This window comes from Streptomyces prunicolor NBRC 13075, assembly GCF_000367365.1.
GTDB classification, from domain to species: domain Bacteria; phylum Actinomycetota; class Actinomycetes; order Streptomycetales; family Streptomycetaceae; genus Streptomyces; species Streptomyces prunicolor.
Map to the genome: position 1 here is coordinate 38171 of NZ_BARF01000021.1, position 23400 is coordinate 61570.

25 protein-coding genes and 1 tRNA gene are annotated in these 23400 nt (G+C 68.7%); 8 read left to right on the forward strand and 18 right to left on the reverse strand.

Translation table 11 applies throughout. The annotated features are described in order from the left end of the window. Positions 1-74: 74 nt before the first annotated feature. From SPR02S_RS09400 to SPR02S_RS09410, 3 genes are all read right to left on the reverse strand, one after another. The gene (locus SPR02S_RS09400; protein WP_019056694.1) at positions 75-500 is read right to left on the reverse strand and encodes a hypothetical protein; all 426 of its coding nucleotides are present in this window, start codon (positions 498-500) and stop codon (positions 75-77) included. 61 nt (positions 501-561) lie between these two features. Then, positions 562-2073 carry an MFS transporter gene (locus SPR02S_RS09405; RefSeq protein ID WP_019056695.1) on the reverse strand — a complete coding sequence of 504 codons (1512 nt, stop codon included), beginning with the start codon at positions 2071-2073 and terminating at the stop codon, positions 562-564. Positions 2074-2127: 54 nt separating this feature from the next. Continuing rightward, positions 2128-3480, reverse strand: a complete 1353-nt coding sequence (locus SPR02S_RS09410; RefSeq protein WP_019056696.1) for a DUF445 domain-containing protein — start codon at positions 3478-3480, stop codon at positions 2128-2130. Between the two features lie 107 nt (positions 3481-3587). Between SPR02S_RS09410 and SPR02S_RS09415 the strand changes: the two genes are divergently transcribed. Beyond that, on the forward strand, positions 3588-4949 hold the full coding sequence (locus tag SPR02S_RS09415; protein WP_043258181.1) for an SGNH/GDSL hydrolase family protein: 1362 nt from the start codon (positions 3588-3590) through the stop codon (positions 4947-4949). Positions 4950-5022: 73 nt separating this feature from the next. Here the strand turns inward: SPR02S_RS09415 and SPR02S_RS09420 are convergent, their stop codons facing one another. The 4 genes from SPR02S_RS09420 to SPR02S_RS09435 all read right to left on the reverse strand — a co-directional run bounded on the left by SPR02S_RS09420 (position 5023) and on the right by SPR02S_RS09435 (position 8582). Beyond that, entirely contained in the window at positions 5023-5880 is an 858-nt protein-coding gene (locus SPR02S_RS09420) for a DUF1707 SHOCT-like domain-containing protein (protein ID WP_019056698.1), read from the reverse strand. 56 nt (positions 5881-5936) lie between these two features. Next, entirely contained in the window at positions 5937-6914 is a 978-nt protein-coding gene (locus SPR02S_RS09425) for an ABC transporter ATP-binding protein (protein ID WP_019056699.1), read from the reverse strand. 2 nt (positions 6915-6916) lie between these two features. Continuing rightward, positions 6917-7693, reverse strand: a complete 777-nt coding sequence (locus SPR02S_RS09430) for an ABC transporter permease (protein WP_052346956.1) — start codon at positions 7691-7693, stop codon at positions 6917-6919. Positions 7694-7781: 88 nt separating this feature from the next. Beyond that, complete coding sequence (locus tag SPR02S_RS09435) at positions 7782-8582, reverse strand: ABC transporter permease (protein ID WP_043258182.1); 801 nt, start codon at positions 8580-8582, stop codon at positions 7782-7784. A 223-nt stretch (positions 8583-8805) separates the two neighbouring features. Between SPR02S_RS09435 and SPR02S_RS09440 the strand changes: the two genes are divergently transcribed. Beyond that, positions 8806-11232, forward strand: a complete 2427-nt coding sequence (locus SPR02S_RS09440) for a transglycosylase domain-containing protein (protein WP_019056702.1) — start codon at positions 8806-8808, stop codon at positions 11230-11232. A gap of 105 nt (positions 11233-11337) precedes the next feature. Here the strand turns inward: SPR02S_RS09440 and SPR02S_RS09445 are convergent, their stop codons facing one another. Together SPR02S_RS09445 and SPR02S_RS09450 are read right to left on the reverse strand one after the other, a co-directional pair. Continuing rightward, a complete protein-coding gene (locus SPR02S_RS09445) occupies positions 11338-11694 on the reverse strand; it encodes a GroES family chaperonin (RefSeq protein WP_026150372.1) in 357 nt (118 codons plus the stop codon). A gap of 56 nt (positions 11695-11750) precedes the next feature. Beyond that, the gene (locus SPR02S_RS09450; protein WP_019056704.1) at positions 11751-12098 is read right to left on the reverse strand and encodes a DUF3618 domain-containing protein; all 348 of its coding nucleotides are present in this window, start codon (positions 12096-12098) and stop codon (positions 11751-11753) included. Between the two features lie 94 nt (positions 12099-12192). On the opposite strand from SPR02S_RS09450, the gene bcp reads away from it, so the two are divergent. Further along, entirely contained in the window at positions 12193-12660 is a 468-nt protein-coding gene (bcp, locus tag SPR02S_RS09455; RefSeq protein WP_019056705.1) for a thioredoxin-dependent thiol peroxidase, read from the forward strand. Between the two features lie 12 nt (positions 12661-12672). On the opposite strand, the gene SPR02S_RS09460 is transcribed toward bcp, so the two are convergent. After that, positions 12673-13218, reverse strand: coding sequence for a GNAT family N-acetyltransferase (locus tag SPR02S_RS09460; RefSeq protein ID WP_019056706.1), 546 nt, complete (start codon positions 13216-13218; stop codon positions 12673-12675). A 158-nt stretch (positions 13219-13376) separates the two neighbouring features. On the opposite strand from SPR02S_RS09460, the gene SPR02S_RS62960 reads away from it, so the two are divergent. Together SPR02S_RS62960 and SPR02S_RS09470 are read left to right on the forward strand one after the other, a co-directional pair. Further along, complete coding sequence (locus SPR02S_RS62960) at positions 13377-14366, forward strand: HNH endonuclease (RefSeq protein ID WP_245607534.1); 990 nt, start codon at positions 13377-13379, stop codon at positions 14364-14366. A gap of 52 nt (positions 14367-14418) precedes the next feature. Beyond that, positions 14419-14501, forward strand: a tRNA-Leu gene (locus SPR02S_RS09470). 40 nt (positions 14502-14541) lie between these two features. On the opposite strand, the gene rdgB is transcribed toward SPR02S_RS09470, so the two are convergent. From rdgB to SPR02S_RS09490, 4 genes are all read right to left on the reverse strand, one after another. Then, positions 14542-15144 carry an RdgB/HAM1 family non-canonical purine NTP pyrophosphatase gene (gene rdgB, locus SPR02S_RS09475; RefSeq protein WP_019056708.1) on the reverse strand — a complete coding sequence of 201 codons (603 nt, stop codon included), beginning with the start codon at positions 15142-15144 and terminating at the stop codon, positions 14542-14544. 41 nt (positions 15145-15185) lie between these two features. Further along, the gene (locus tag SPR02S_RS09480; RefSeq protein ID WP_019056709.1) at positions 15186-15599 is read right to left on the reverse strand and encodes a hypothetical protein; all 414 of its coding nucleotides are present in this window, start codon (positions 15597-15599) and stop codon (positions 15186-15188) included. Between the two features lie 155 nt (positions 15600-15754). Next, positions 15755-16492 carry a ribonuclease PH gene (rph, locus tag SPR02S_RS09485; protein ID WP_019056710.1) on the reverse strand — a complete coding sequence of 246 codons (738 nt, stop codon included), beginning with the start codon at positions 16490-16492 and terminating at the stop codon, positions 15755-15757. A gap of 139 nt (positions 16493-16631) precedes the next feature. After that, positions 16632-16991, reverse strand: coding sequence for a PTS sugar transporter subunit IIB (locus tag SPR02S_RS09490; RefSeq protein WP_281169871.1), 360 nt, complete (start codon positions 16989-16991; stop codon positions 16632-16634). Positions 16992-17006: 15 nt separating this feature from the next. Between SPR02S_RS09490 and SPR02S_RS09495 the strand changes: the two genes are divergently transcribed. Both SPR02S_RS09495 and SPR02S_RS09500 read left to right on the forward strand, forming a co-directional pair. Then, positions 17007-18299 (forward strand): PTS transporter subunit EIIC, encoded by a 1293-nt coding sequence (locus SPR02S_RS09495; RefSeq protein WP_019056712.1) that lies wholly within the window; start codon positions 17007-17009, stop codon positions 18297-18299. A gap of 180 nt (positions 18300-18479) precedes the next feature. After that, positions 18480-19730, forward strand: a complete 1251-nt coding sequence (locus tag SPR02S_RS09500) for a PTS transporter subunit EIIC (protein ID WP_019056713.1) — start codon at positions 18480-18482, stop codon at positions 19728-19730. Positions 19731-19798: 68 nt separating this feature from the next. On the opposite strand, the gene SPR02S_RS09505 is transcribed toward SPR02S_RS09500, so the two are convergent. From SPR02S_RS09505 to SPR02S_RS09520, 4 genes are all read right to left on the reverse strand, one after another. After that, positions 19799-20731, reverse strand: coding sequence for an NADP-dependent oxidoreductase (locus SPR02S_RS09505; RefSeq protein ID WP_019056714.1), 933 nt, complete (start codon positions 20729-20731; stop codon positions 19799-19801). 120 nt (positions 20732-20851) lie between these two features. Next, positions 20852-21268, reverse strand: a complete 417-nt coding sequence (locus SPR02S_RS09510) for a nuclear transport factor 2 family protein (RefSeq protein WP_019056715.1) — start codon at positions 21266-21268, stop codon at positions 20852-20854. Between the two features lie 127 nt (positions 21269-21395). After that, positions 21396-21842 carry an Rrf2 family transcriptional regulator gene (locus SPR02S_RS09515; RefSeq protein ID WP_019056716.1) on the reverse strand — a complete coding sequence of 149 codons (447 nt, stop codon included), beginning with the start codon at positions 21840-21842 and terminating at the stop codon, positions 21396-21398. Between the two features lie 135 nt (positions 21843-21977). Further along, positions 21978-22730, reverse strand: coding sequence for an MBL fold metallo-hydrolase (locus SPR02S_RS09520; RefSeq protein WP_019056717.1), 753 nt, complete (start codon positions 22728-22730; stop codon positions 21978-21980). A 214-nt stretch (positions 22731-22944) separates the two neighbouring features. On the opposite strand from SPR02S_RS09520, the gene SPR02S_RS09525 reads away from it, so the two are divergent. Further along, complete coding sequence (locus SPR02S_RS09525; RefSeq protein WP_019056718.1) at positions 22945-23364, forward strand: type II toxin-antitoxin system PemK/MazF family toxin; 420 nt, start codon at positions 22945-22947, stop codon at positions 23362-23364. Positions 23365-23400 lie beyond the last annotated feature (36 nt).

The window sequence follows — 23400 nt, forward strand, 5'->3', positions numbered from 1 at the left end:
TGCGCGACCAGCCCCCACCGGCCCGCACCCGACGACAGACCTCCCCAGGCCTCAGTGCCGCCCAGCCACCCGACTCACCTGCCCGCGGCGGCGCACAGCAGCCCGTCCGCCGAGTCCTCCCCGCCGCGCGGCCTGAAACAGCGTCCCACCGTCGCCGCGACCAACGCCCCCGCCGCGATCACCAGCGTCGCGAACGCCCACGCGAGCGGCTGTTCCGACTCGAACGACACGTACATCAACACCGCGGGCGGCGCCGCCACCAGCAGTAACGGCCAAGCCAGATCGTCCCGGTGACCGACATACCCCGCCAGGAACACCAGGATCACCGCGAGCGCCACCCCACCGCCACCGGACACCTCGCCCGCCACCGACACCGGCACCGATCCCGCCGGAACGCAGATGACGTACGCCACCGTCGCGACCCCCGCACCGAGCATCCGGGTCAGCCAGCGTTCCGGCCAGGGGCGCGTCCGCAGGGGGCTCAGCAGCTTCTCGGTCATGTGTACGAGGGTTCCGTCACCGCCGGGGCCGCGACAGAGTACGAGTACTCAGATCCCCGGGTCACGGAGACGCCGGCGCGACTTTCGCATCCACCGCCGTCAACGGCGTAGCCACATCCTCCAACGACCGCCCCTCCGCCCGCACCGCCAGCAGCGCCGCCACCAACCCCGCCGCGCACATCAACCCCGCCCCGATCTGGAACGCGAGCACCGTGTCCCCGACCTTCCCCGTCCCCGTGAGGTCCGCGAACAGCAACGGCCCGCTGATGCCACCGGCCGCCGTGCCCAGGGCGTAGAAGAAGGCGATCGACATCGCCCGGGTCTCCATCGGGAAGATCTCCGACACCGTCAGATACGCGCTGGACGCGCCCGCCGACGCGAAGAACAGCACCGCGCACCAGCACGCCGTCATCGTGGTCGCGCTCAGCGATCCCCGGTCGAACAGCCAGGCCGTACCGAACAACAACAACCCCGAGAGCAGGTACGTCGACGAGATCATCACCCGGCGCCCGACCGTGTCGAACAGCCTCCCCAGCAGCAGCGGGCCCAGGAAGTTGCCGACCGCGATGACCGCGAAGTAGTAACCGGTGTTGCCCGTAGGCACGTTGAAGAACTTCGTCAGGATCGCGCCGAAGCCGAAGGTGATCGCGTTGTAGAGGAACGCCTGGCCGATGAAGAGGGAGAAGCCGAGCGTCGCCCGCTTCGGGTAGTCGCGGAAGATCGTGCGGGCGATCTCCCCGAACGACACGCTCTTGCGCTGGTGGATGGTGATCTCGCCCTCGGCGGGCGGCAGTTCGTGCCCCTGCTCGGCCTCGATCCGGCGCTCGATCGACGTCACCACCTCGTCCGCCTCCCGGTCCCGCCCGTGGATCAGCAACCAGCGTGGGCTCTCCGGGACGTGCCGTCGTACGAGGAGGATGACCAGCGCGAGTACGGCGCCCAGCGCGAAGGTCAGCCGCCAGCCCACGTCCGCCGCGAAGATGCTCGTGTTCAGCGCGACGATCGACAGCAGCGAACCGCCCACGGCGCCCACCCAGAAGCTGCCGTTGATGACGAGGTCGACGCGGCCTCGGCAGTACGCCGGGATCAGTTCGTCGATCGCGGAGTTGATCGCCGCGTACTCGCCGCCGATACCGAAGCCCGTGAGGAAGCGGAACGTGAAGAACCACCAGGTGGAGAAGGAGGCCGCGGTGAGGGCCGTCGCCGCCAAATACACTGCCAGCGTGATCATGAAGAGTTTTTTACGGCCGTAGCGGTCGGTGAGGTGGCCCCAGAACAGGGCGCCCGAGCAAGCGCCCGCCACATACAGCGCCGCCGCGATACCGGTGACCTGGCCCGAGCTGATCGGCAGCCCGCTGCCCGGCTCGGAGAGGCGGCTCGCGATGTTGCCGACGACCGTGACCTCCAGGCCGTCCAGGATCCATACGGTGCCGAGGCCGATGACGATCGTCCAGTGCCAGCGGGACCACGGGAGGCGGTCGAGCCGGGCGGGGATGGACGAGGTGATCGTCCGGCCACCGCTCCCGGCCGGGGTCTCGGCACTCGCACTCTCACTCGCACTCGCGCTGGCCATGTGGGTTCCTCCTCGTCGAGCGAACCCCCTCCGGGTGCCCCCGGGAATCGGCCCCTACACCCCCACCAGCCGCGTCACCGTATAGATCAACAAGCCCACCAACGACCCCACCACCGTGCCATTGATCCGGATGAACTGCAGGTCGCGCCCGATGTTCGCCTCGATCTTCCGGGTGGTGTGCTCCGCGTCCCAGCCCGCCACCGTGTCCGTGATGAGGGAGGTGATCTCCTTGCGGTACGTCGTCACGACGTACACCGCCGCGCCCTCCACCCAGCCGTCGACCTTCTCCTGAAGCTTCGGCTCCACGGCCATCCGCGCGCCCAGCGACAGCAGCGACGCCCGCACCCGCAGCCGTAGCTCACTGCGCTCGTCCTCGGCGGCCGAGACGATCATCGAGCGTACGGACGTCCACGCGCTGGCGATCAGGTCCTGGACCTCGCCGCGGCCGAGGACCTCGCCCTTGAGGCGCTCCACGCGCGCGCGGGTCTCCGTGTCGGACTGGAGGTCGGCGGCGAAGTCGCCGAGGAAGCGGTCCAGGGCGCCGCGGGCCGGGTGCGAGGGCATGTCACGCATCTCGGTGACGAAACGGAGGAGTTCTTTGTAGACGCGCTCGCCGATGCGCTTGTCGACGAACCTCGGGGTCCAGCCGGGGGCACCGCCCTCGACCGCGTCCATGACCTGCTCGTCGTGGAGGACCAGCCAGTCGTGCGCGCGGGCGACGATCAGGTCGACGACCCGTTTGTGACCGCCGTCGGCCACGATCTTCTCCAGCGTCTTCCCGATCCCGGGCGCGATCTCCTGGGCATCGGCCCGGCGGGTGATCGCCTCGCCGACGATCGCCTGCACATCGGAGTCCCGCAGCACCGTCAGCGCGCCCCTCAGCGCCGCCGACAGCTCGGCCGTCACCCGGTCCGCGTGTTCCGGTACGGCCAGCCAGGCGCCGAGGCGGCTGCCGATACCGACCGCGCGCAGACGTTGCCGTACGACCTCCTCGGAGAGGAAGTTCTCGCCGACGAACTCGCCCAGGGAGACGCCCAGTTGGTCCTTCTTGGTGGGGATGATCGCGGTGTGCGGGATGGGCAGGCCCAGCGGACGACGGAAGAGCGCGGTGACCGCGAACCAGTCGGCCATCGCACCGACCATGCCCGCCTCGGCCGCCGCGGCGACATAGCCCGCCCAGGGACCGGCGCCCGAGTTCGACGCCCATTTCGCGAGCACGTAGACAACGGCCACGAAGAGCAACAGGGCGAGCGCCGTCAGTTTCATCCGGCGGACGCCACGCTGACGCTCCTGGTCGGCCGCGCTGAACGTGGTCATCGTGCGGCGGGACCCGTCACTCTCGGTCGCCGCCCCCAACCCCGCCTCTGTCCGTTCCATCCGCTCCACCCGTTCGCCGGTACCGTACATATTGTCCCTTCCTGACCGACTCCCAGAACGGAACAGGAGTTCCCGCAGTCACCCGATCGGGCAAAATGGCAGGGCCCTGCCAGTCACCCCGAGGAGATCCGCACCGCGTGACCAAGCGACGTGATGGTGGCGTGGGGGTGTCCCCCACAAAGCAGCGTGCCCTGCTGTCCGCGATCATCACCCTGATCGCGGTCCTTTCCGTCTGCATATACGTCGGGGCCGCCGCGGGCGACGGAGGCCCGGGCGACGACGGCAAGAACTCCTCCGGCGCCCGCTCCCCCCACAACTCCGCCGCCCCCGCCTCGGCCGGCAGCTGGGTGGGCGCGTGGGCCGCCGCCCCGGTGGGCGGCGAGGCCGGTACGGAGCAGACCGGCATGGCGGGCCGCTCGGTGCGCAACGTCGTCCACACGAGCGCGGGCGGGACGAGCGCCCGGATCACCCTGTCCAACCTCTACGGCCAGACCCCGCTCACCCTCACGCACGCCTCGATCGCCGTAGCCGCCGGTCACAACAGCTCCGCCGCGGCCAAGGGCACCATGCGCCGACTGACCTTCGGCGGCGCGACCTCGGTCACCGTGCCGGCCGGGCAGCAGACGCTCAGCGACGCCGTGCGCCTCCAAGTCCCGCAGGGCGCAGACCTGTTGGTCACCACCTACTCCCCCACCGCGTCGGGGCCGGTCACCTACCACCCGTACGCACGGCAGATCTCCTACCTCGCCGACAGCGACCGCACCGAGGACGGGACCGGCACGCCGTACCGTGAACGCACCGCGATCTGGCGCTACTTGACCGCCGTGGACGTGCTGAGCAGCCAGGCGGACGGCACGGTCGTCGCGTTCGGCGACTCGATAACCGACGGTTCCACCTCGACCGAGAGCGCCAACCGCCGCTGGCCCGACGCCTTTTCGCAGCGGCTGCGCGCGGCCGTCGCCGCCGGGCAGGACGTGCCCCGCTACAGCGTCGTCAACGAGGGCATCAGCGGTAACCAGATACTCACCGGCAAGGCCGGCCGGCCCGTCGAGAACCAGAGCGGCCTCGACCGCTTCACCCGGGACGTGCTCGGCCGTCCGAACGTCAAGGTCGTCGTCGTCGACCTCGGCGTCAACGACACCCTGCACGGCGCCCGCGCCGACCACATCCTCTCCGGCCTGCGCACCCTGGTCCGCCAGGCGCACGCCCACGGCATCAAGGTCGTCGGCGCCACCCTGATGCCCTTCGGCGGCTACCCCCGCTTCTCGGCGGCCCGGGAGGTCGTACGCCAGCAGGTCAACGCGGGGATCAGGAGCGGCACGGTCTACGACGCCGTCGTCGACTTCGACAAGGCGCTGCGCGACCCGTACGACGCGCGCAGGCTCGCCCCCGAGTACGACTCGGGCGACCATCTCCACCCCAGCGACCGGGGCTACCGGCAGATGGCCCGCACCGTCGATCTCGCGGACCTCAAGGGCGCGGTGCCGGCCCAGTTGTGAACTGACGGCGGATCAGTCCCCGCCGAAAAAACCTCAGCCCCCGCAAAACCTCAGCCCCCGCCGAAAGAAGACCTCAGTCCCAGTCCCGGTGCCTGCGGTCCCGCCGCTCCCGCTGCCGCTCGCGCCGCTCCTCGTGCCGTTCCCTGCGCTCCTCGTGCCTGCGCCGCATCGCCTCGCGGTGTTCGTCCATGGCCTCGCGGTGGGCGTCGTGCAGGCCGGACACGGCGTCGTGGTGGGAGCCGTAGAGCTGCTTGGCGGACGAGCCGCGCTCCAGCTTCTCCTGGCGGCGCTCCTCCTTGAGGCGCTGCCGTTCCGCCCTCGTCACCTTGCGTTCCACACCGACGCCGCCCCAGAAAGCGAAGCCCGTGATGATCACGCGCGGGGCGCCCGGGTCGCCCGGCACACCCTCCTGGCTCTGGTCGAAGGCACCCATGATGCCGATGCCGCGGACGACGACCTCAACGCCCGGCGGCACGATGACCTGGACGCCGCCCATGATCGCGATGCAGTTGATCTCGACCTCGCGGTCCGCGAAGTTCGCCTCGCGCAGGTCGAGTTCGCCGCCGCCGAAGAAGGAGAAGCAGGTGAACCGCTTCGGGACCGTCCACCGCCCCTTGCGCTGGAACCCGGACAGGACGGCCACGGCACCGGTCGAGGACCCCTCGCCGCCAACGATCCGTCCGGCCCAACTCCCGCTGTCCACCGCCTCCTTGACCATGTTCACCGGCGGCGGGGTGACCCCGGCGACGGGCAGGTCGCGGGTGATGGGGGTGAGTTCGCCGTATGTCCGCGCCTTGTACGTCGCCTCCAGACGCTCCTCGAACTCCTCCATGTCGAGGCGGCCCTCCGCGACGGCGTCGCGCAGCACCTCGGCGACTCGCTCACGGTCGGCGTCGGATGCGCGGAGCTCCGGGACTGCGTCGTCGGTCATACAGAGCAGCCTACGAGGTCACTCCGCGCAGGGCCATGAGGTGACTTCACCCCGGTCTAGGAGACTGCTTTCTCGGCCTGTTCCACGTACATCTTGGCGATCACCGCCTCGATGTCCGGCTCGCGCACCGACAGGTCCACCATCGGGTACTCCGCCGCGATCCGCGCGACCAGCGGAGCCGCCGACTCCGACGCCGGGAACGCCAGCCACTGCCGGGGGCCCTCCACCTTCACCACCCGCGCGTCCGGCACCTCGATCGGGGGCAACTCCCGTTCCAGGTCGACGACTAGGGTCCGCTCGCTCTCCCCCGCCTCGTGCAGCCCGGCGAGGGGGCCGTCGTACATCAGGCGCCCGTGGTCGATGACCATCACGCGGGAGCAGAGCTGCTCGATGTCCTGGAGGTCATGGGTGGTCAGGAGGACCGTGGTGCCCTGCTCGGCGTTCAAGTCCCGCAGGAACTCCCGGACTTTGGCCTTGGAGATGACGTCCAGGCCGATGGTCGGCTCGTCGAGGTAGAGCACCTCGGGGTCGTGCAGCAGGGCCGCCGCGATGTCGCCGCGCATCCGCTGCCCCAGGGAGAGTTGCCGTACGGGGACGTCCAACAGGGCGCCCAGTTCGAGGAGTTCGACACAGCGGTCGAGGTTCTCGGCGTAACGGGCGTCCGGGATGCGGTACATGCGGTGCATCAGGTTGTACGAGTCGATCAGCGGGAGGTCCCACCAGAGGGTGGTCCGCTGGCCGAAGACCACGCCGATGCGGTGCGCAAGGCGGGTGCGTTCGCGGGACGGGTCGATGCCGGCCACCCGCAGCCGGCCCCCGCTCGGGGTGAGGATGCCGGTCAGCATCTTGATGGTGGTCGACTTCCCGGCGCCGTTCGGGCCGATGTAGCCGACCATCTCGCCGCGGGCCACGGTGAAGGAGATCGAGTCGACGGCCCGCACCTGGCGCCGCTCCCGTTTCATGAACCCGGTCTTCTTGCGCACGTCGAAGACCTTCTCGACGTGGTCCAGTTCGATGAACGCCTGCTCTGTCACCGTCAACTCCCAGTACTTCGGTACGACTTGAGCCCGGCGCGCCAGGCCAGCCCGGCCAGCGCGCAGAAGGCGAGTGCCACCAGCGGCGAGGCGAACTCCGCGCCCGGCGGCAGGTCCAGCGGGTACGGCCGCCCCAACACATAGGACGCGGGCACCCAGTTGACGAAGGCGAGCGGCAGCATGAAGGTCACGCCCCGCACGAAGTCCTTGCCGAACACGGCCGGCGGATACTGCAGCAGCGTGGTGCCGCCGTACGTGAACGCGTTCTGCACCTCGGCCGCGTCCTGCGCCAGGATCTGGAAGGCCGCGCCCGCCACGAACAGCGCCCCGAAGATCGCCGCGCCGCAGAGCAGCATCATCGGCACCAACAGCAGCTTCCCGACAGTCCAGTTGACGTCGATGTGGAGCAGCGCGTACCCCAGCACCAGTCCGCCCTGGGTGATCCGGCCGAGGCGGCGCAGGGCGAACCGGTCGGCGCCGATCTGGGCCAGCACCGGCGCCGGGCGTACGAGCAGGGTGTCGAAGGAGCCGTCGCGGATGCGGGCGCCCAGCACGTCCATCGAGCCGAGGACCAGGTCGGAGATGCCGAACGCGGTGGCCGACAGACCGTAGAGGAAGGCAACTTCGGGCAGGGACCAGCCGCCCAGCGAGTGGACCTGCGAGAACATCAGCAGGATCGTGACGAAGTCCAGGCCGGTCACCAGCAGGTTGCCGATCACGGTGATGACGAAGGACGCGCGGTAGGTCATGCTCGACCGGATCCACATCCCGGCGATCATGCCGTAGGCACGCAACCCCTCGCGCCAGCGCGGCAGTTCACCGTCACCCGGGTGCCGAAGGAACGCCCCCTCACTCGTTCGGGTCGTCTCAGCCACCCTGCACCACCACCCTCCGCGTCGCCGCCGACTGCATCAGCCGCCCCGCCGTGAGCAGCACCACCGCCCAGGTCGCCTGGAAGACGTACGCGTGGAGCGGAGCGGTCTTCCCCATCAGCACATCCGCCGGCATCTGGATCTGCGCCGCCCACGGCAGCACGCGGACGATGTCGCCGAGCGGGCCCGGGAAGGCGTTCAGCGGGAGCACCATGCCCGAGCAGAAGATCCCCAGGATCATCGTGGCCTGGTTGATGCCCGTGCCGTCCATCAGCCAGAACACGCTCAGGGCGGCGAGATAGCGGATGCCGAAGCTGACGAGGATCGCCAGCAGCAGCGCCACCAGGAGGGCCGCCCAGGACGTGACGTCCGTGGGCAGCGCCATCGGGAAGAACAGCGAGCCGAACACGAACGGGATCACGCCCCGGCCCAGCAGCTGGAACATCGCCCGCCCGAAGTCGCTTGCCAGCCACCACAGTTGGAGGTCGGCCGGCCGGTACAGGTCGACGGCGATGTCGCCTGTCCGGATCCGCTCCATCAGGTCCTTCTCGAACCCGCCGCCCTGGATCGCCAGCGTCGCGTACAGGCACTGCCCCAGCCACACGTACGTCACCGCCTGCGCCTGGTCGTACCCCCCGAGATGCGGGCGCTCGTCCCACAGCGCCAGGTAGGTGTAGACGAGGACGACACCGAAGACGGTGTTGGTGAACACCCCGGCGAGCGTCGCCGCCCGGTACGTCGCGTACCGCCTGAAACCCCCCGCCGCGACGGCCGCGTACAACCGCCCAGCGCCCACAGAAACCACCCTCCACCACGTCTTGACACCGAAGCGCAGGAGCCTAGTCCGCAGGTGGTGACGCACGCCACGCATTTTCCGGGCAAGTGCGTGCCGATCGGCGGGAACGGAACGCATGGTGCGAGAGTCTTCGTCTGGGGGCGCAGAAGCGCACAAGGCCGTACAGGAACGTACGCGAGGGCGTAGGGGACCGTACGACGCGAAACAGGAGTCCGTGCACGAGATGAGCGACCAGCCGCAGCCGCAGCAGCCGAACCAGGGCTGGGCACCGAGAGAGCCGGAAGCGGCTGCCGCACCCGAGGCGCCCGGAGCGCCCGGCAGCGGGAAGCCCAAGAAGGCCAAGCGGCCCAAGCGCACCGGCTGGCGGCGGGCCATTCCGACCTGGCGCATGACGCTCGTCGGGTTCATCGCGCTGGTGGCGCTGCTGATCGGCGCGTTCTATCTGGGCTACTCGATGGTCAAGATCCCGCCGGCCAACGCGCTCGCCACCAAGCAGTCCAACGTGTACCTGTACGCGGACGGCTCCCAACTGGCCCGCGACGGCGAGGTCAACCGCGAGAACGTCGGCCTCGCCCAGATCTCCGCGAACGCCCAGCACGCCGTACTGGCCGCCGAGGACCGGGACTTCTTCACCGAGTCCGCCGTCGACCCCAAGGCGATGGTCCGCGCCGCGTGGAACACCGCGACCGGCAAGGGCACCCAGTCCGGCTCGACGATCACCCAGCAGTACGTCAAGAACTACTACCTGGGCCAGGAACAGACCGTCACCCGCAAGGTGAAGGAGTTCTTCATCTCGATCAAGCTGGACCGCACGGAGTCCAAGGCCGAGATCCTGGAGGGCTACCTCAACACCAGCTACTTCGGCCGCAACGCCTACGGCATCCAGGCCGCCGCCCAGGCCTACTACGGCAAGGACGCCACCGACCTCGACGCGGGCCGCGGCGCCTACCTCGCCGCGCTGTTGAACGCGCCGAGCGAGTACGACGTCGTAGCGCATCCGGAGAACAAGGCCGCGGCGGTGGCCCGTTGGAACTACGTGCTCGACGGCATGGTCAAGAAGGGCTGGCTCACCGAGTCCGCGCGGGCCGGCATGAAGTTCCCCATGCCGAAGGAGGCGACGGCCTCAACGAGCATGTCCGGGCAGCGGGGTTACATCGTCGGCGCGATCAAGGACTACCTCACCACCAACAAGATCATCGACGCGGACACCCTCGAAGCCGGCGGCTACCGCATCACCACCACGCTCCAGAAGAGCAAGCAGGACGCCTTCGTGAAGGCCGTCAACGACCAAGTCATGTCCAAGCTCGACAAGAAGAGCCGCAAGGTCGACAACTACGTGCGCGCGGGCGGCGCTTCGGTCGACCCCAAGACCGGCAACATCGTCGCGATGTACGGCGGCATCGACTACGTGAAGCAGTACACGAACGGCGCGACCCGCGGCGACTTCCAAGTGGGCTCCACCTTCAAGCCGTTCGTCCTCGCGTCGGCCATCCAGAACGACTCGCAGACCCAGGACGGCCAGACCATCACGCCGAACACCTACTACGACGGCACCAACAAGCGCCCCGTGGAAGGCTGGAGCGGCGGCTCGTACGCCCCCGAGAACGAGGACCAGGCCTCCTACGGCGACATCACCGTCCGTACGGCGACGGACAAGTCCGTCAACTCGGTGTACGCGCAGATGGCGGTCGACGTGGGCCCCACGAAGGTCAAGCAGACAGCCGTCGACCTCGGCATCCCCTCCGACACCCCCGACCTGACCGCGACCCCGTCCATCGCGCTCGGCCCGTCCACCGCGAGTGTCCTCGACATGGCGGAGGCGTACGCCACGCTCGCCAACCACGGTCAGCGGCACACGTACACGATGATCTCGAAGATCACCAAGGACGGCACGGCCGAGATCAAGCTGCCGGAGCGGAAGACCACCCGCGCGGTGAGCCGCGAGTCCGCCGACACCACCACCTCGGTCCTGCAGAGCGTCGTCGACAACGGCACGGCGACCGCGGCCCAGGCCGCCGACCGCCCGGCGGCCGGCAAGACCGGCACGGCGGAGGAGGACACGGCGGCCTGGTTCGCGGGCTACACCCCGGACCTGGCGACGGTCGTCTCGGTCATGGGGCAGGACCCGACCACCGCCGCCCACAAGTCGCTCTACGGCGCGATGGGCCTCGAACGCATCAACGGCGGCGGGGCGCCCGCCGAGATCTGGGCCCAGTTCACCAAGTCCGCCCTCAAGGGCACCGAGGCGAGCGACTTCGACCTCGACCTCCAGGAGGGCGCCGAGACCGTCGCGCCCCCGAGCCTCCAGCCCAGCCAGCCGGCGACGACGGGCGACCAGGACAACGGCGGCACGACCACGACCGGCGGCCAGGGTCAGACGCAGGGCGGCACGACCGACGGGGGTACGACCACCACCGACGGCGGCACCACGACGACGACCGGCGGCACGACGGGCACCACGACCACGGGCGGCACGACGACGGACGGCGGCACGACCACCACCGACGGCGGCACGACGGGCACGACCACGGACGGCGGCACCACGACGACGGGCGGCACGACGGGGACGACGACGGACGGCACCACCGACGGCACGACGACCGGGGGGACGACGGCGGGCCCGCAGAGCACGGGTCGTAAGAAGGAGTGACCGCCGGTCTCAGTGACAGCGGTCGCTGAACGGGGGCGCACGGCGAAGGGGCTGGTGACCATGGTCACCAGCCCCTTCGAGGCTTGCCGCTTACAGGTACGCGTCCTACAGGTACAGCCCGGTCGAGTCCTCGGACCCCTCGAACCGGTCGGCGGCGACGGCGTGCAGATCCCGCTCGCGCATGAGGACGTAGGCGACCCCGCGCACCTCGACCTCGGCGCGGTCCTCGGGGTCGTAGAGGACCCGGTCGCCGGGCTCCACGGTCCGCACGTTCTGGCCCACGGCGACGACGTCGGCCCAGGCCAGCCGCCGCCCGACCGCGGCCGTCGCGGGGATCAGGATCCCGCCACCCGAACGCCGCTCGCCCTCGCTCTTGTCCTGCCGCACGAGCACACGGTCGTGCAGCATCCGGATGGGCAGCTTGTCGTGCTGGGTGCTCTGCTCGTCTCTCTTGGCGCTCACGCCCACGAACCTACCTGCCCAGGACCCGTCCGTACGCGGGCGGGTCACCCACGGTTTCAGCCCTTACGACCGCTACGACGCCGGGACCCGAGGACGAACAGGCCCACGACCCCGACGGCGACGAGAGCGACAGGAACGATCCGCTCGACGCGCGGCGCACCCTCCTCGTCCACGAACTGACCCTTGACGTCACTCACGACCCGGTTGACGCCGACGTACGCCCTGCCGAGGGTGTGATCGATGCTGGACGCGACCTTGGCCTTCGCGTCGCCCACGATGGTCTTCGGGTGCACCCGCACCCCGATCTCGTCGAGCGTGTCGGCGAGGACATCGCGGCGACGCTTGATGTCCGCCTCGATCTGCGCCGGGGTTCTGGTGTCCGGCGTGTTCGACGTGTCCGTCACCGTACGGCCTCCGAAGTCTGCTGGTACTTGTGCCGGACAGTCTGTCAGCTCTCGCGCGGAGTGCACTGTCAGCACCCCCGGTTACGCTAGCGCGATGAGTGAACGACTCCAGCCCGGGGACGTTGCCCCCGCCTTCACGCTCCCCGACGCCGACGGCAACGAGGTCTCCCTCGCCGACCACAAGGGCCGCAAGGTCATCGTCTATTTCTACCCGGCGGCCCTGACCCCGGGTTGCACCAAGCAGGCCTGCGACTTCACGGACAACCTGGAACTGCTGACGGGCGCCGGCTACGACGTCCTCGGCATCTCCCCCGACAAGCCGGAGAAGCTCGCCAAGTTCCGCGAGAAGGAGAACCTCAAGATCACCCTCCTCGCGGACCCCGACAAGAAGGTCCTCGACGCCTACGCGGCCTTCGGCGAGAAGAAGAACTACGGCAAGACCTACATGGGCGTGATCCGCTCCACGATCATCGTGGACGAGTCCGGCAAGGTCGAACACGCGCTGTACAACGTACGGGCGACGGGCCACGTGGCGAAGATCATCAAGGATCTGGGCGTCTAGGGTTCCAGGGTTCTAGGCCTCTACCGCCTTTCCGTACCTGAACGACACCCACACATCAGGAGCCAGGTCGGGCCGTCCGGGCACCGGCCTGCGCTCCTCGCCCCACTCCCCCGGGGCGAGCTCTTCACCGACCCGCCGCCAGAACGCCACGGCCCCCGGATTGGCATCCTGGAACGCGACCTCCCACTCCCCCGGATACCGCGCGACGACCTCCCGCACGGCCCGCATCCCGACCCCGGCCCGCCGGGCACCGCGCACGACGAAGAAGCTGTTGAGGATCCGGGTGGGCGCACCGACCGCCCGCACAAAGGCGAACCCGACGGGATGCCCGCCGCTCACGAAGAGATACGGCGCCCAGTCCCCGTCCCCGCCATCGAACGCCGCGTCCACCCGCTCACTGCGGAACGTGCCGTCGGCATTGGGCAGTTGAAGTCGCTCGCGCGTCTCGAACTCGGACATGTCATGCCGGAACATCAGCCAGAGCCGCTCGACGGTGGGGCGGTCGGCGGGGGTGGCTGGTCGTACGTGCACGTGCGCCGTTGCCGTGAAAGAGGTCATGAAAAAAGCCTCCCGGGTGGACGAGGGTCCGCGCCTGGAGGCTTCAGCGACCCACAGTCTACCAACCGCTTTACGTTTCGGACGTGACTGTCCGATAAGCAGCTCGTTACTCCGTTCGAGGCAACGAACGTGTGGTCGACAACGGAGAGGTGAAGTGCGTGTACGGCAAGGAACAACTCACACCAGTCGTCGCCGAGGCCCGCAATTGGGCCGACTTGATGCGGCGGCTCGGGCTCAGGGCAAGTGGCGGGCAACGACGTGTACTCCAGGAGAAAGTGGCGGGGCACGGGCTCGACACGAGCCACTTCGTCAAACGAAGCCCGTGGAGCAAATACCCGGACTCGGCCATCGCCGAAGCCGCCGCCTCGTCCTCCTCGCTGCGCGAGGTGGCTTTGAAGCTCGGCGCCACCCCGGCCACCGGGACTCTGTTGCACATTCGACGCCGCATTCACGCGGCCGGCATCGACATCAGCCACTTCCCCGGCATCGACAGACCCAACCTGGACCTGCCCTTCACCACAGAAGAACTCAAGGCGGCTGCCGAAAGAGCGTCCAGCGTGCGCGGTGTGGCTCGCGCCCTGGGGGTACCGGACGACAGCCGCTCGCGTGCGGTCCTGCATCGCATGCTGCGCGCCCAGTGCATCGACATGGAGCACTTCTCGCACCAACGCATACCGATTCCCGAGGGCAGACTCCGTGACCTCGTGCAGCACTCCACCAGCTACGCCGACGTGATGCGTGGTCTCTGCCTTGGCGTCAACGACACCAATCACCTGCGGGTTCGGCGCGCGGCGACTCGACTCGGTCTCGACACCAGCCACTTCACACGCAAGCCATGGGGGCGGCCGGAACGTTCAGCGCCGGCACCCACCGCCCACCGCGTTCTCGTTGTACTCCCCCATCACACCGGGCGAACCAACAGGACGCAGCTCCACCGTGCACTGAGCGAGATCGGAGCACCCTACACATGTGAGACCTGCGGCAACAAAGGGGAGTGGCTGGGGCAGCCGATCACTTTGCAGATCGACCATGTCAACGGAGACTGGCGCGACAACCGTAGCGAGAATCTGCGATACCTGTGCCCCAACTGCCATGCACTGACGGAGACGTGGTGCCGCCGGAAAGGGTCGATACCCCTCGCCGGGTGACCTGATCTCCCCGTACACTGGGCCTACCGGTCGAGCGCAATGACCGATATGGGCGGCCTTGGCGGAACGGCAGACGCCTCGCGTTTAGGGCGCGATGGGAGAAATCCCGTGAGGGTTCGAATCCCTCAGGCCGCACATATAGAGGGGGCCGTCCTATTGGGCGGCCCCTTCTACGTCAGCCCAACAACTCCCGAACCACCGGCACCAACGCCCGAAACGCCTTCCCCCGATGGCTGATCGCGTTCTTCTCCTCCGCCGTCAGTTCCGCGCAGGTCCGTGTCTCACCCTCCGGCTGGAGGATCGGGTCGTAGCCGAACCCGTTCGTGCCCACCGGCACATGGCGCAACACGCCCCGCAGCTGCCCCTCGACCACCCGCTCCGTGCCGTCCGGCAGGGCCAGGGCCGCCGCGCACGCGAAGTGGGCGCCCCGGTGTTCGTCCGCGATGTCCGACAGCTGGGCCAGGAGCAGGTTCAAGTTGGCCTGGTCGTCGCCGTGTTGGCCGGACCAGCGGGCCGAGAAGATGCCGGGGGCGCCGTTCAGGACGTCCACGCACAGGCCCGAGTCGTCCGCCACCGCCGGGAGGCCCGTTGCCTGAGCCAGGGCGTGGGCCTTGAGCAAGGCGTTCTCCGCGAAGGTCACGCCCGTTTCCTTGACGTCGGGGATGTCGGGGTACGACTCCGCGCCGACGAGGTCGTGGGGCAGGGCCGCGGCGGTGAGGATGGACCTCAGTTCGGTGATTTTGCCGGCGTTGCGGGTGGCGAGGATCAGGCGTGTCATGCCGGTCAGTATCCCAACCGGCTCCATGAACCTACCTACGCCTACGACGTGCAGACCTTCGTCAGTTCGCCCGCCGCGTCCGTGACCGGGCTGATGTCGGGGGTGTCGTCGCCGTTCTTGACCGCCGTACGGACGTTGTCGACAGCCGTACTCAGGTCGTCCACCGCCTTGTTGACGTCCGCGTTGTCGGTCTTGTCGCCGATCTTGTCGAGGTCCTTCTCGATGGAGTTGAGGGACTGGTCGGTCTGGGTGGGGTCGTTCGCCGCGTTCTCCACGGCCTGTTGGAGGCCGGTGACGCTGTCGGCGATGGTGTCGGCGGTCTGGACGCAGTCGATGGCCTTGTCGACGGCGTCGCAGCCGGTGGCGAGGCCGCCGGTCAGGCCGATCGCCGCGACGGTGGCGGCTATGGCGATACGGCGGCGACTGCTGCGGCTTCGTCGGCTTGCGGCGGCCATGGTTCGGTTTCCTCCCCGTGGGGCGGGCCTCGGCGGCCACTCCCCGTTTCCGTTCCGTATGCGTAGGGACGCGGGGGCGGGCCGCCGGGTTGCCCCCGCGGCCCGCCTCTCTTGGTACGACCTTGGTGCGCCCTTTACCTGACCGCCCAAGCCTCTTACTTCTCCAGCGCGGCCTCAAGTGCCTTTCGCTGTACGGCGGTCAGCTCGTCGCAGCCGGCGACCGCGAGGTCGAGGAGGGCGTTGAGTTCGTCGCGCGCGAAGGGCTCGGCCTCGGCGGTGCCCTGGACCTCGACGAAGCGGCCGTCGCCGGTGCAGACGACGTTCATGTCGGTCTCGGCGCGGACGTCCTCCTCGTAGCAGAGGTCCAGGAGCGGGACTCCGCCTACGATGCCGACCGATACGGCGCTCACCGTGCCGGTCAGCGGCTGGCGGCCGGCCTTGATCAGCTTCTTGCCCTGGGCCCAGGTCACCGCGTCCGCCAGCGCGACGTACGCGCCGGTGATGGCCGCCGTACGGGTGCCGCCGTCGGCCTGGAGGACGTCGCAGTCGAGGACGATGGTGTTCTCGCCGAGGGCCTTGTAGTCGATGACCGCGCGCAGCGAGCGGCCGATGAGGCGGCTGATCTCGTGGGTACGGCCGCCGATCTTGCCGCGGACGGACTCGCGGTCGCCGCGGGTGTTGGTGGCGCGGGGCAGCATGGAGTACTCCGCGGTGACCCAGCCCTCGCCGCTGCCCTTGCGCCAGCGGGGGACGCCTTCGGTGACGGAGGCGGTGCAGAAGACCTTCGTGTCGCCGAAGGAGACGAGGACGGAGCCCTCGGCGTGCTTGCTCCAGCCGCGTTCGATGGTGACGGGGCGGAGCTGTTCGGGGGTTCGGCCGTCGATGCGAGACATGGCGAAGAGCCTAGTGGTAGGTCCGGCCCGCACATGGGGAAGGGGCTCCTCCCGCGGTGGGAAGAGCCCCTCAGTACGTGACGCCGTAGGTGAAGTCGGGGTCGACGCTCGGGTCAAAGCCGGGAACGATCCCCGCGCTTCACATCAGGTCTTCGATGTCCGCCGCGATCGGGTCCGCGTCCGTGCCGATGACGACCTGGATCGCCGTGCCCATCTTGACGACGCCGTGGGCGCCGGCAGCCTTCAGGGCGGCCTCGTCGACGAGGGCCGGGTCCTTCACCTCGGTGCGCAGGCGGGTGATGCAGCCCTCGACCTCTTCGATGTTGTCGATGCCGCCCAGTCCGGCAACGATCTTCTCAGCCTTGGTGGCCATGTTGTTCTCTCCCTGATCCGAACCGCTTTGTCGCAGTAACCCACAGTTGGCCCAGCTTCGCGAGCGGTCATGTCGTGCGTGCCGAATGATGGTGACGATCACGTCGCCAACTGGTCTACACCACATTACCGAGGGGCGTCCATGAGTGCCGACAGTGCCGCCGCCCGTCCTGGGCGGACCCTTTGGGGCAGCCTGTTCCAAGGGCTGCAGAAGATGGGCCGCAGTCTCCAACTCCCCATCGCCGTACTGCCGGCGGCCGGCATCCTCAACCGGCTCGGGCAGCCGGACGTGTTCGGGGACGACGGGCTGGGGTGGACCAATGTCTCGAAGGTGATGGCGGGCGCGGGCGGTGCGCTGCTCGACGGGCAGCTCGGGCTGCCGCTGCTGTTCTGCGTCGGTGTCGCGATCGGCATGGCGAAGAAGTCGGACGGGTCGACGGCGCTGGCCGGAGTCGTCGGCTTCCTCGTCTACTACAACGTGTTGCGCCAGTTCCCGAAGGACTGCACGGGCGGCACGAACGTGGTGCCCGGCATCGGATGCCAGGCCGCCGACCACTCGGTGTCGGTGTTCACGTACCAGAATCCCGGGGTGTTCGGCGGGATCGTGCTGGGGCTGCTGACCGCGTTCTTCTGGGCGCGCTACCACCGTACGAAGCTGGTGGACTGGCTCGGCTTCTTCAACGGCCGCCGTCTCGTGCCGATCATCATGTCGTTCGTGGCGATCGCGGTCGCGGCGGTGGCGCTGTGGGTCTGGCCGCCGATCGGTACCGGGCTCGAGCACTTCAGCGACTGGCTGAGTGCCCGGGGTGCGCTGGGCGCCGGGGTGTTCGGTCTCGCCAACCGGGCGCTGCTGGTCGTGGGGCTGCATCAGTTCCTGAACGTGCCCATCTGGTTTCAGTTCGGCAGCTATACGAAGCCGGACGGGACGGTGGTGCACGGTGACATCAACATGTTCCTGGCGGGCGACCCGAACGCGGGGCAGTTCACCTCGGGCTTCTTCCCGATCATGATGTTCGCGCTGCCGGCGGCGGCGCTCGCGATCGCACACTGCGCGAAGCCGAGCCGTCGCAAGGAGGTCGGCGGCCTGATGCTCTCGGTCGCACTGACCTCCTTCGTCACCGGCATCACCGAGCCCATCGAGTACTCGTTCCTGTTCATCGCGCCGGTCCTCTACGCGGTCCACGCGGTGCTGACCGGGGTGTCGATGGCGGTCACCTGGGGACTCGGGGTGCACGACGGTTTCAGCTTCTCGGCCGGTCTGATCGACTACGCGATCAACTGGAACCTGGCGACGAAACCGTGGGCGATCATTCCGATCGGGCTGTGCTTCGCGGCGGTGTACTACGTCGTCTTCCGTTTCGCGATCACGAAGTTCGATCTGAAGACGCCGGGGCGGGAGCCGGAGGACGAGCGCGAGGACGTCACAAAAGCCTGACGTCGTAAGGGAGTTGGGCCCTCGGACCATCGGTCCGGGGGCCTTTTGGCGTGCGGGTGACCGTGTACGTGGCGTAGCGATCCGGTCGCAGATTCAGCGGGTTCCTTTATGCGGACTTCATCTGCTACAACAGGTCTACACCACTGAGTGGTGTAGACCACCACCCGATGGAGGAAGTCTATGTCCACCGCCACCGCGCCAACGGCGGCCCCCGCGAAGAAGTGGGGATCCGGCCTGTTCCAGGGCCTGCAGAAGATCGGTCGCAGCCTACAGCTGCCGATCGCTGTGCTTCCGGCGGCGGGCATCCTGCTCCGGTTCGGTCAGGCCGACATCCACGACAAGCTGCATCTGCCGGACAAGGTGACGGCGGTCTTCGCCACCGCCGGTGGCGCGATATTCGACAACCTGCCGCTGCTGTTCTGCATAGGTGTCGCGATCGGCTTCGCCAAGAAGTCCGACGGCTCCACCGCGCTCGCGGCGCTCGTCGGCTTCCTCGTCTACAGCAATGTGCTCAAGGCCTTCCCCGTCACCGACGCGCAGATCCTCAAGGGCGCGGACGTACCCGCGACTTACAACAACCCCGGTGTCCTCGGCGGCATCATCATGGGTCTGCTCTCCGCGGTGCTGTGGCAGAAGTTCCACCGGACCAAGCTGGTCGACTGGCTCGGCTTCTTCAACGGCCGCCGTCTCGTCCCGATCGTCATGGCGTTCGTCGGCACGATCATGGGTGTCTTCTTCGGCCTCATCTGGAAGCCGATCGGCGAGGGCATCTCGAACTTCGGTGAGTGGATCACCGGTCTCGGTGCCTTCGGTGCCGGTCTGTTCGGTCTGATCAACCGCGGTCTGATCCCGGTCGGCATGCACCAGTTCGTCAACTCGGTGGCCTGGTTCCAGATCGGCGACTACAAGGACTCCACCGGCGCCGTCGTCCACGGTGACCTGACCCGCTTCTTCGCCGGTGACCCGAGCGCCGGAATGTTCATGTCGGGCTTCTTCCCCATCATGATGTTCGGCCTGCCGGCCGCCGCGCTCGCCATGGCGCACACCGCCCGCCCCGAGCGCCGCAAGGCCGTGCTGGGCATGATGATCTCGCTCGCGCTGACCTCCTTCGTGACCGGTGTGACCGAGCCGATCGAGTTCTCGTTCATGTTCATCGCCCCGGTGCTCTACGCGATCCACGCGGTGCTGACCGCCCTCTCCATGGCGGTCACCTGGGCGCTCGGCGTCCACGCGGGCTTCACCTTCTCCGCGGGCTTCATCGACTACGCGCTGAACTGGAACCTGGCCACCAAGCCCTGGCTGATCATCCCGATCGGTCTGGTCTTCGGCGCGATCTACTACTTCGTCTTCCGCTTCGCGATCATCAAGTGGAACCTCCCCACCCCGGGCCGCGAGCCCGAGGAGGAGCTGGAAGACCTCACCAAGGCGTAGGTCCGTCCAACACCCGATGCCCGGCCCGGAGTTCACCCCGGACCGGGCATCGTCGCGTGCCGGACCGCTCACACCGTGAGCACGATCTTTCCGCGCACCGAACGGCTCTCGGTCCTGCGGTGCGCCTCGGCGGCCTCGGTCAGCGGCAGGGTCAGACCGATCCGGGTCTTCTTCGTCCCCGCGGCGACGTCGGCGAGGATCCGGCCCAGCAGCGCGCCGTCGGACTGCGCGCTGACACGCCGTACATCGACACCGCGCTCCGGTTCGGGGGCGGGCACGACCGCGATGACGACGAAGACACCGCCGTCGCGCACGGCGTGGATCAGGTCACCGCCGATACCCGCGGGGTCCACGACGACGTCGACCCCGCCGGGCACCGACTTCCGTACGGCGGCGGCGAGTTCCCCCGCATCGCGCGAGCGCCCGAGGACGATGTCGGCGCCGAGACCTTCGACGTACTTCTCGTCGCCGTCCGACGCCACGGCGACGACCTTGGCGCCGCGCCCGGCCGCGTGCTGGACCGCCCACCCGCCGATGGCGCCGCTCGCCCCGGTGACCAGCACGGTCCGCCCGGCTTCGAGCCCGCCCAGGTCGAGGGCCTGCCAGGCGGTCTCGGCGGTGATCGGGACGGACGCCGCCGTGATGTCGTCGACCCCGGCCGGGATCTCCGCCAGATGGGCGGGGTCGATGGAGACGACCTCCGCGTACGTGCCCTCCTGGTCGACGAACCAGGGCGCGAGCCCGGCGACCCGGGTGCCGGGGGCGAACGGTCCGTCGCCGTCGACGACCGTGCCCGCGAGGTCCGCGCCGAGGATGAACGGCGGTGCCAGGTCGGGCAGCACCTGGCGCAGCCATCCGGCGCGGGCAGCGAGGTCCGCCGGGTTCACGGAGGTCGCCGCCACCCGGACCCGGACCCGTCCGGCGCGCGGCGCGGGTTCGGGGATCTCGGTCACGGTGAGCACCTCGGGCCCGCCGAAGTCGTACTGCTGAATCGCTTTCATCACAGCCCCTTCTCCGCGGGATCCGGGTCTTCGCGAGATCCGCACCTATTTGCTTGCGGAAGCAAGATTACGCCCATCAACTTGCCCCCGCAAGCAGTACGGCAGAAAAGGAGCGGTTACTCAGAAGCTGTCGCCGCTGAGCGCCTCCAGGAAGACCTTCGGGTTCCAGTACTCGCGGTAGGTGACGACGAGCCCGTCGCGGAAGGTCACGAAGGTCGCGTAACTCATGTTGTAGGGGTTGCCGTTGGAGACCACGCTGCCGATGACGCTCCACTCCGCGATCGCCACGTTCTCGTCGGCGGTCGGGTAGACGCGCACCGAGGGGATCTCGCGGATGTCGATGAGGTCGGGGTAGCCGCGCAGGTAGTCGTAGAGCGCCTCGCGGCCCTCGATCCGGGCCGGCGATCCTTCCGGGGCGAACGGGAATTCGGCGACGACGTCGTCGGCGCACAGATCCGTCCAGGCCTTCATGTCCTTGGCGAGGAAGGTGTCGAGGGTGCGCCGCAGCAGGTCGACGGCCGAGGGGGTGCTGCTCATCGGGTGCTCCTGTCGTGAGTGACGTCCGCCCGGGATGGCGGACGTCCCGACACTAGCATTGTGTAAGCGACACAGCGACACTTAATTTCGGCCTTCGACCGCTGCCGCGAACCATCACGTCACCCGGTCACCATTCGAGCGGCACCGTGAAGTTCCCGAGGCGGGCGACCTCGTCGGCGATCTCCGCGATCGTGGTGTGGTCCAGTTCCGCCTCGAACGCCTCGCGGGCACGGGTCAGCGCGGGCTGGAGACCGCCCACGATGTTGCCGCCGACCGCGCAGTCCGGCGGCGGCGGGGTGCGGTGCAGGGTGAACAGACGGGTGTCCTCCACCGCCCGGTACACCTCCAGCAGCCCGATCTCCTCGGCCGGCCTGGCCAGCAACGCGCCACCGCCCGCGCCGAGTTGGGACCTGGTGAGCCCGGCGGCACTCAGCCGGGACAGCAGGCCACGGATTACCACGGGGCTCGTACTGGCCGAGTGTGCGAGGTCCTCGGAGCGCAGGGGTTTGTCGCCGCTGACCGCGAGGGCGACCAGGGCATGGACGGCGACGACGAAGCGACTGCTGGTGGGCATCGCGCTCCCGGGGCGTGTAGGGGCGTGTAGGGGCGTGTAAGGGTGACGGTTACACGCCCCACTATGCCGCAGTACGGCAAAGCCCCTCGCAGCCAGGGAAAACAACGGCTGCGGGGGGCCTTCGGGTACGGAGAACTAGATCTCGTACGACGCTCTCGGCGCCGCCAGTTCCACCGGTCCGGCGTAGACCTCGCGCGCGTCGGCCAGGTTGGCCTGGGGGTCGGTCCACGGGGGGATGTGGGTCAGCACCAATCGCCTGACCCCCGCCCTGGTCGCCGTCTCGCCGGCCTCGCGGCCGTTGAGGTGGAGGTCCGGGATGTTCTCCTTGCCGTGCGTGAACGCGGCCTCGCACAGGAACAGGTCGGTGTCCCGGGCGAGTTCGTCGAGGGACTCGCTGACGCCCGTGTCGCCGGAGTACGTCAGGGACCGGCCACCGTGCTCGACTCGGATGCCGTACGCCTCTACGGGGTGGCGGACCCGCTCGGTGTGCACGGTGAAGGGGCCGATGTCGAACGTGGACGGCTTCACCGTGTGGAAGTCGAAGACCTCGCTCATGGAGGAGGCGGTGGGGGTGTCGGCGTAGGCCGTGGTCAGGCGGTGCTCGGTGCCCTCGGGGCCGTAGACCGGGATGGGGTCGCAGCGGCCGCCGTCGTGGCGGTAGTAGCGCGCGACGAAGTACGCGCACATGTCGATGCAGTGGTCGGCGTGCAGATGGCTGAGGAAGATCGCGTCGAGGTCGTAGAGACCGCAGTGGCGCTGCAGCTCGCCAAGGGCGCCGTTGCCCATGTCGAGGAGCAGCCGGAAGCCGTCGGCCTCTACGAGGTAGCTCGAACAGGCCGATTCCGCGGACGGGAACGACCCCGAGCAGCCGACGACGGTGAGCTTCATAAAGCAGAAACCTCCGCTGGCGGGAACTTCTGGAGTTGGGTGACGGGGGTCGTGCGGTCCGTCGAGCGTAAGGCGCAAAAGGGCCGGTCGCTCCTCCGCCAAGGGCTGTTGTGGGGGAACTCACCTGTGCTGTCACCGGTTCGGCTGGAACCGGGGCGCGTGGGGTATGTAAGAGGGCGCGCGGCTTGGATTGCGCGCCGGTACGGTCGTTCGCATGAACACGTACTGGTGGCTCGGGCTCGCGGCTGTGGTGTTGCTGGCGCTGGTCGCCACGCTCGTCGACGGGTGGGGGCGGGGGTCGTCCCGACGGGTGCGGGGGGATCGGCCTCGGCCCGCTGAGATCTGGTGGGCGAATGTGCCCTATGAGGATCAGCCCGGGGTTGTCAAGGATCGGCCTTGTCTGGTGCTTGCCGTGCGCGGGCGGAAAGTTACCGTCGCGAAGATCACCAGCAAGTATCACGATGGGCGGGGTGGGGTAATTCCGCTGCCGCCGGGGGCCGTTGGGGATGCGCGGGGGCGGGCCAGTTATTTGGAGACCGACGAGTTGAGGAAGGTGTCGGTGTCTGAGTTTCGGCGGAGGGTTGGGGTGGTGGACCCGGTCCTTTGGGATCAGGTCCGTCACCTCACCGGCTGAAGGTTGTACGTCGGGTGCGGGCCCGTTGTGGCTGGT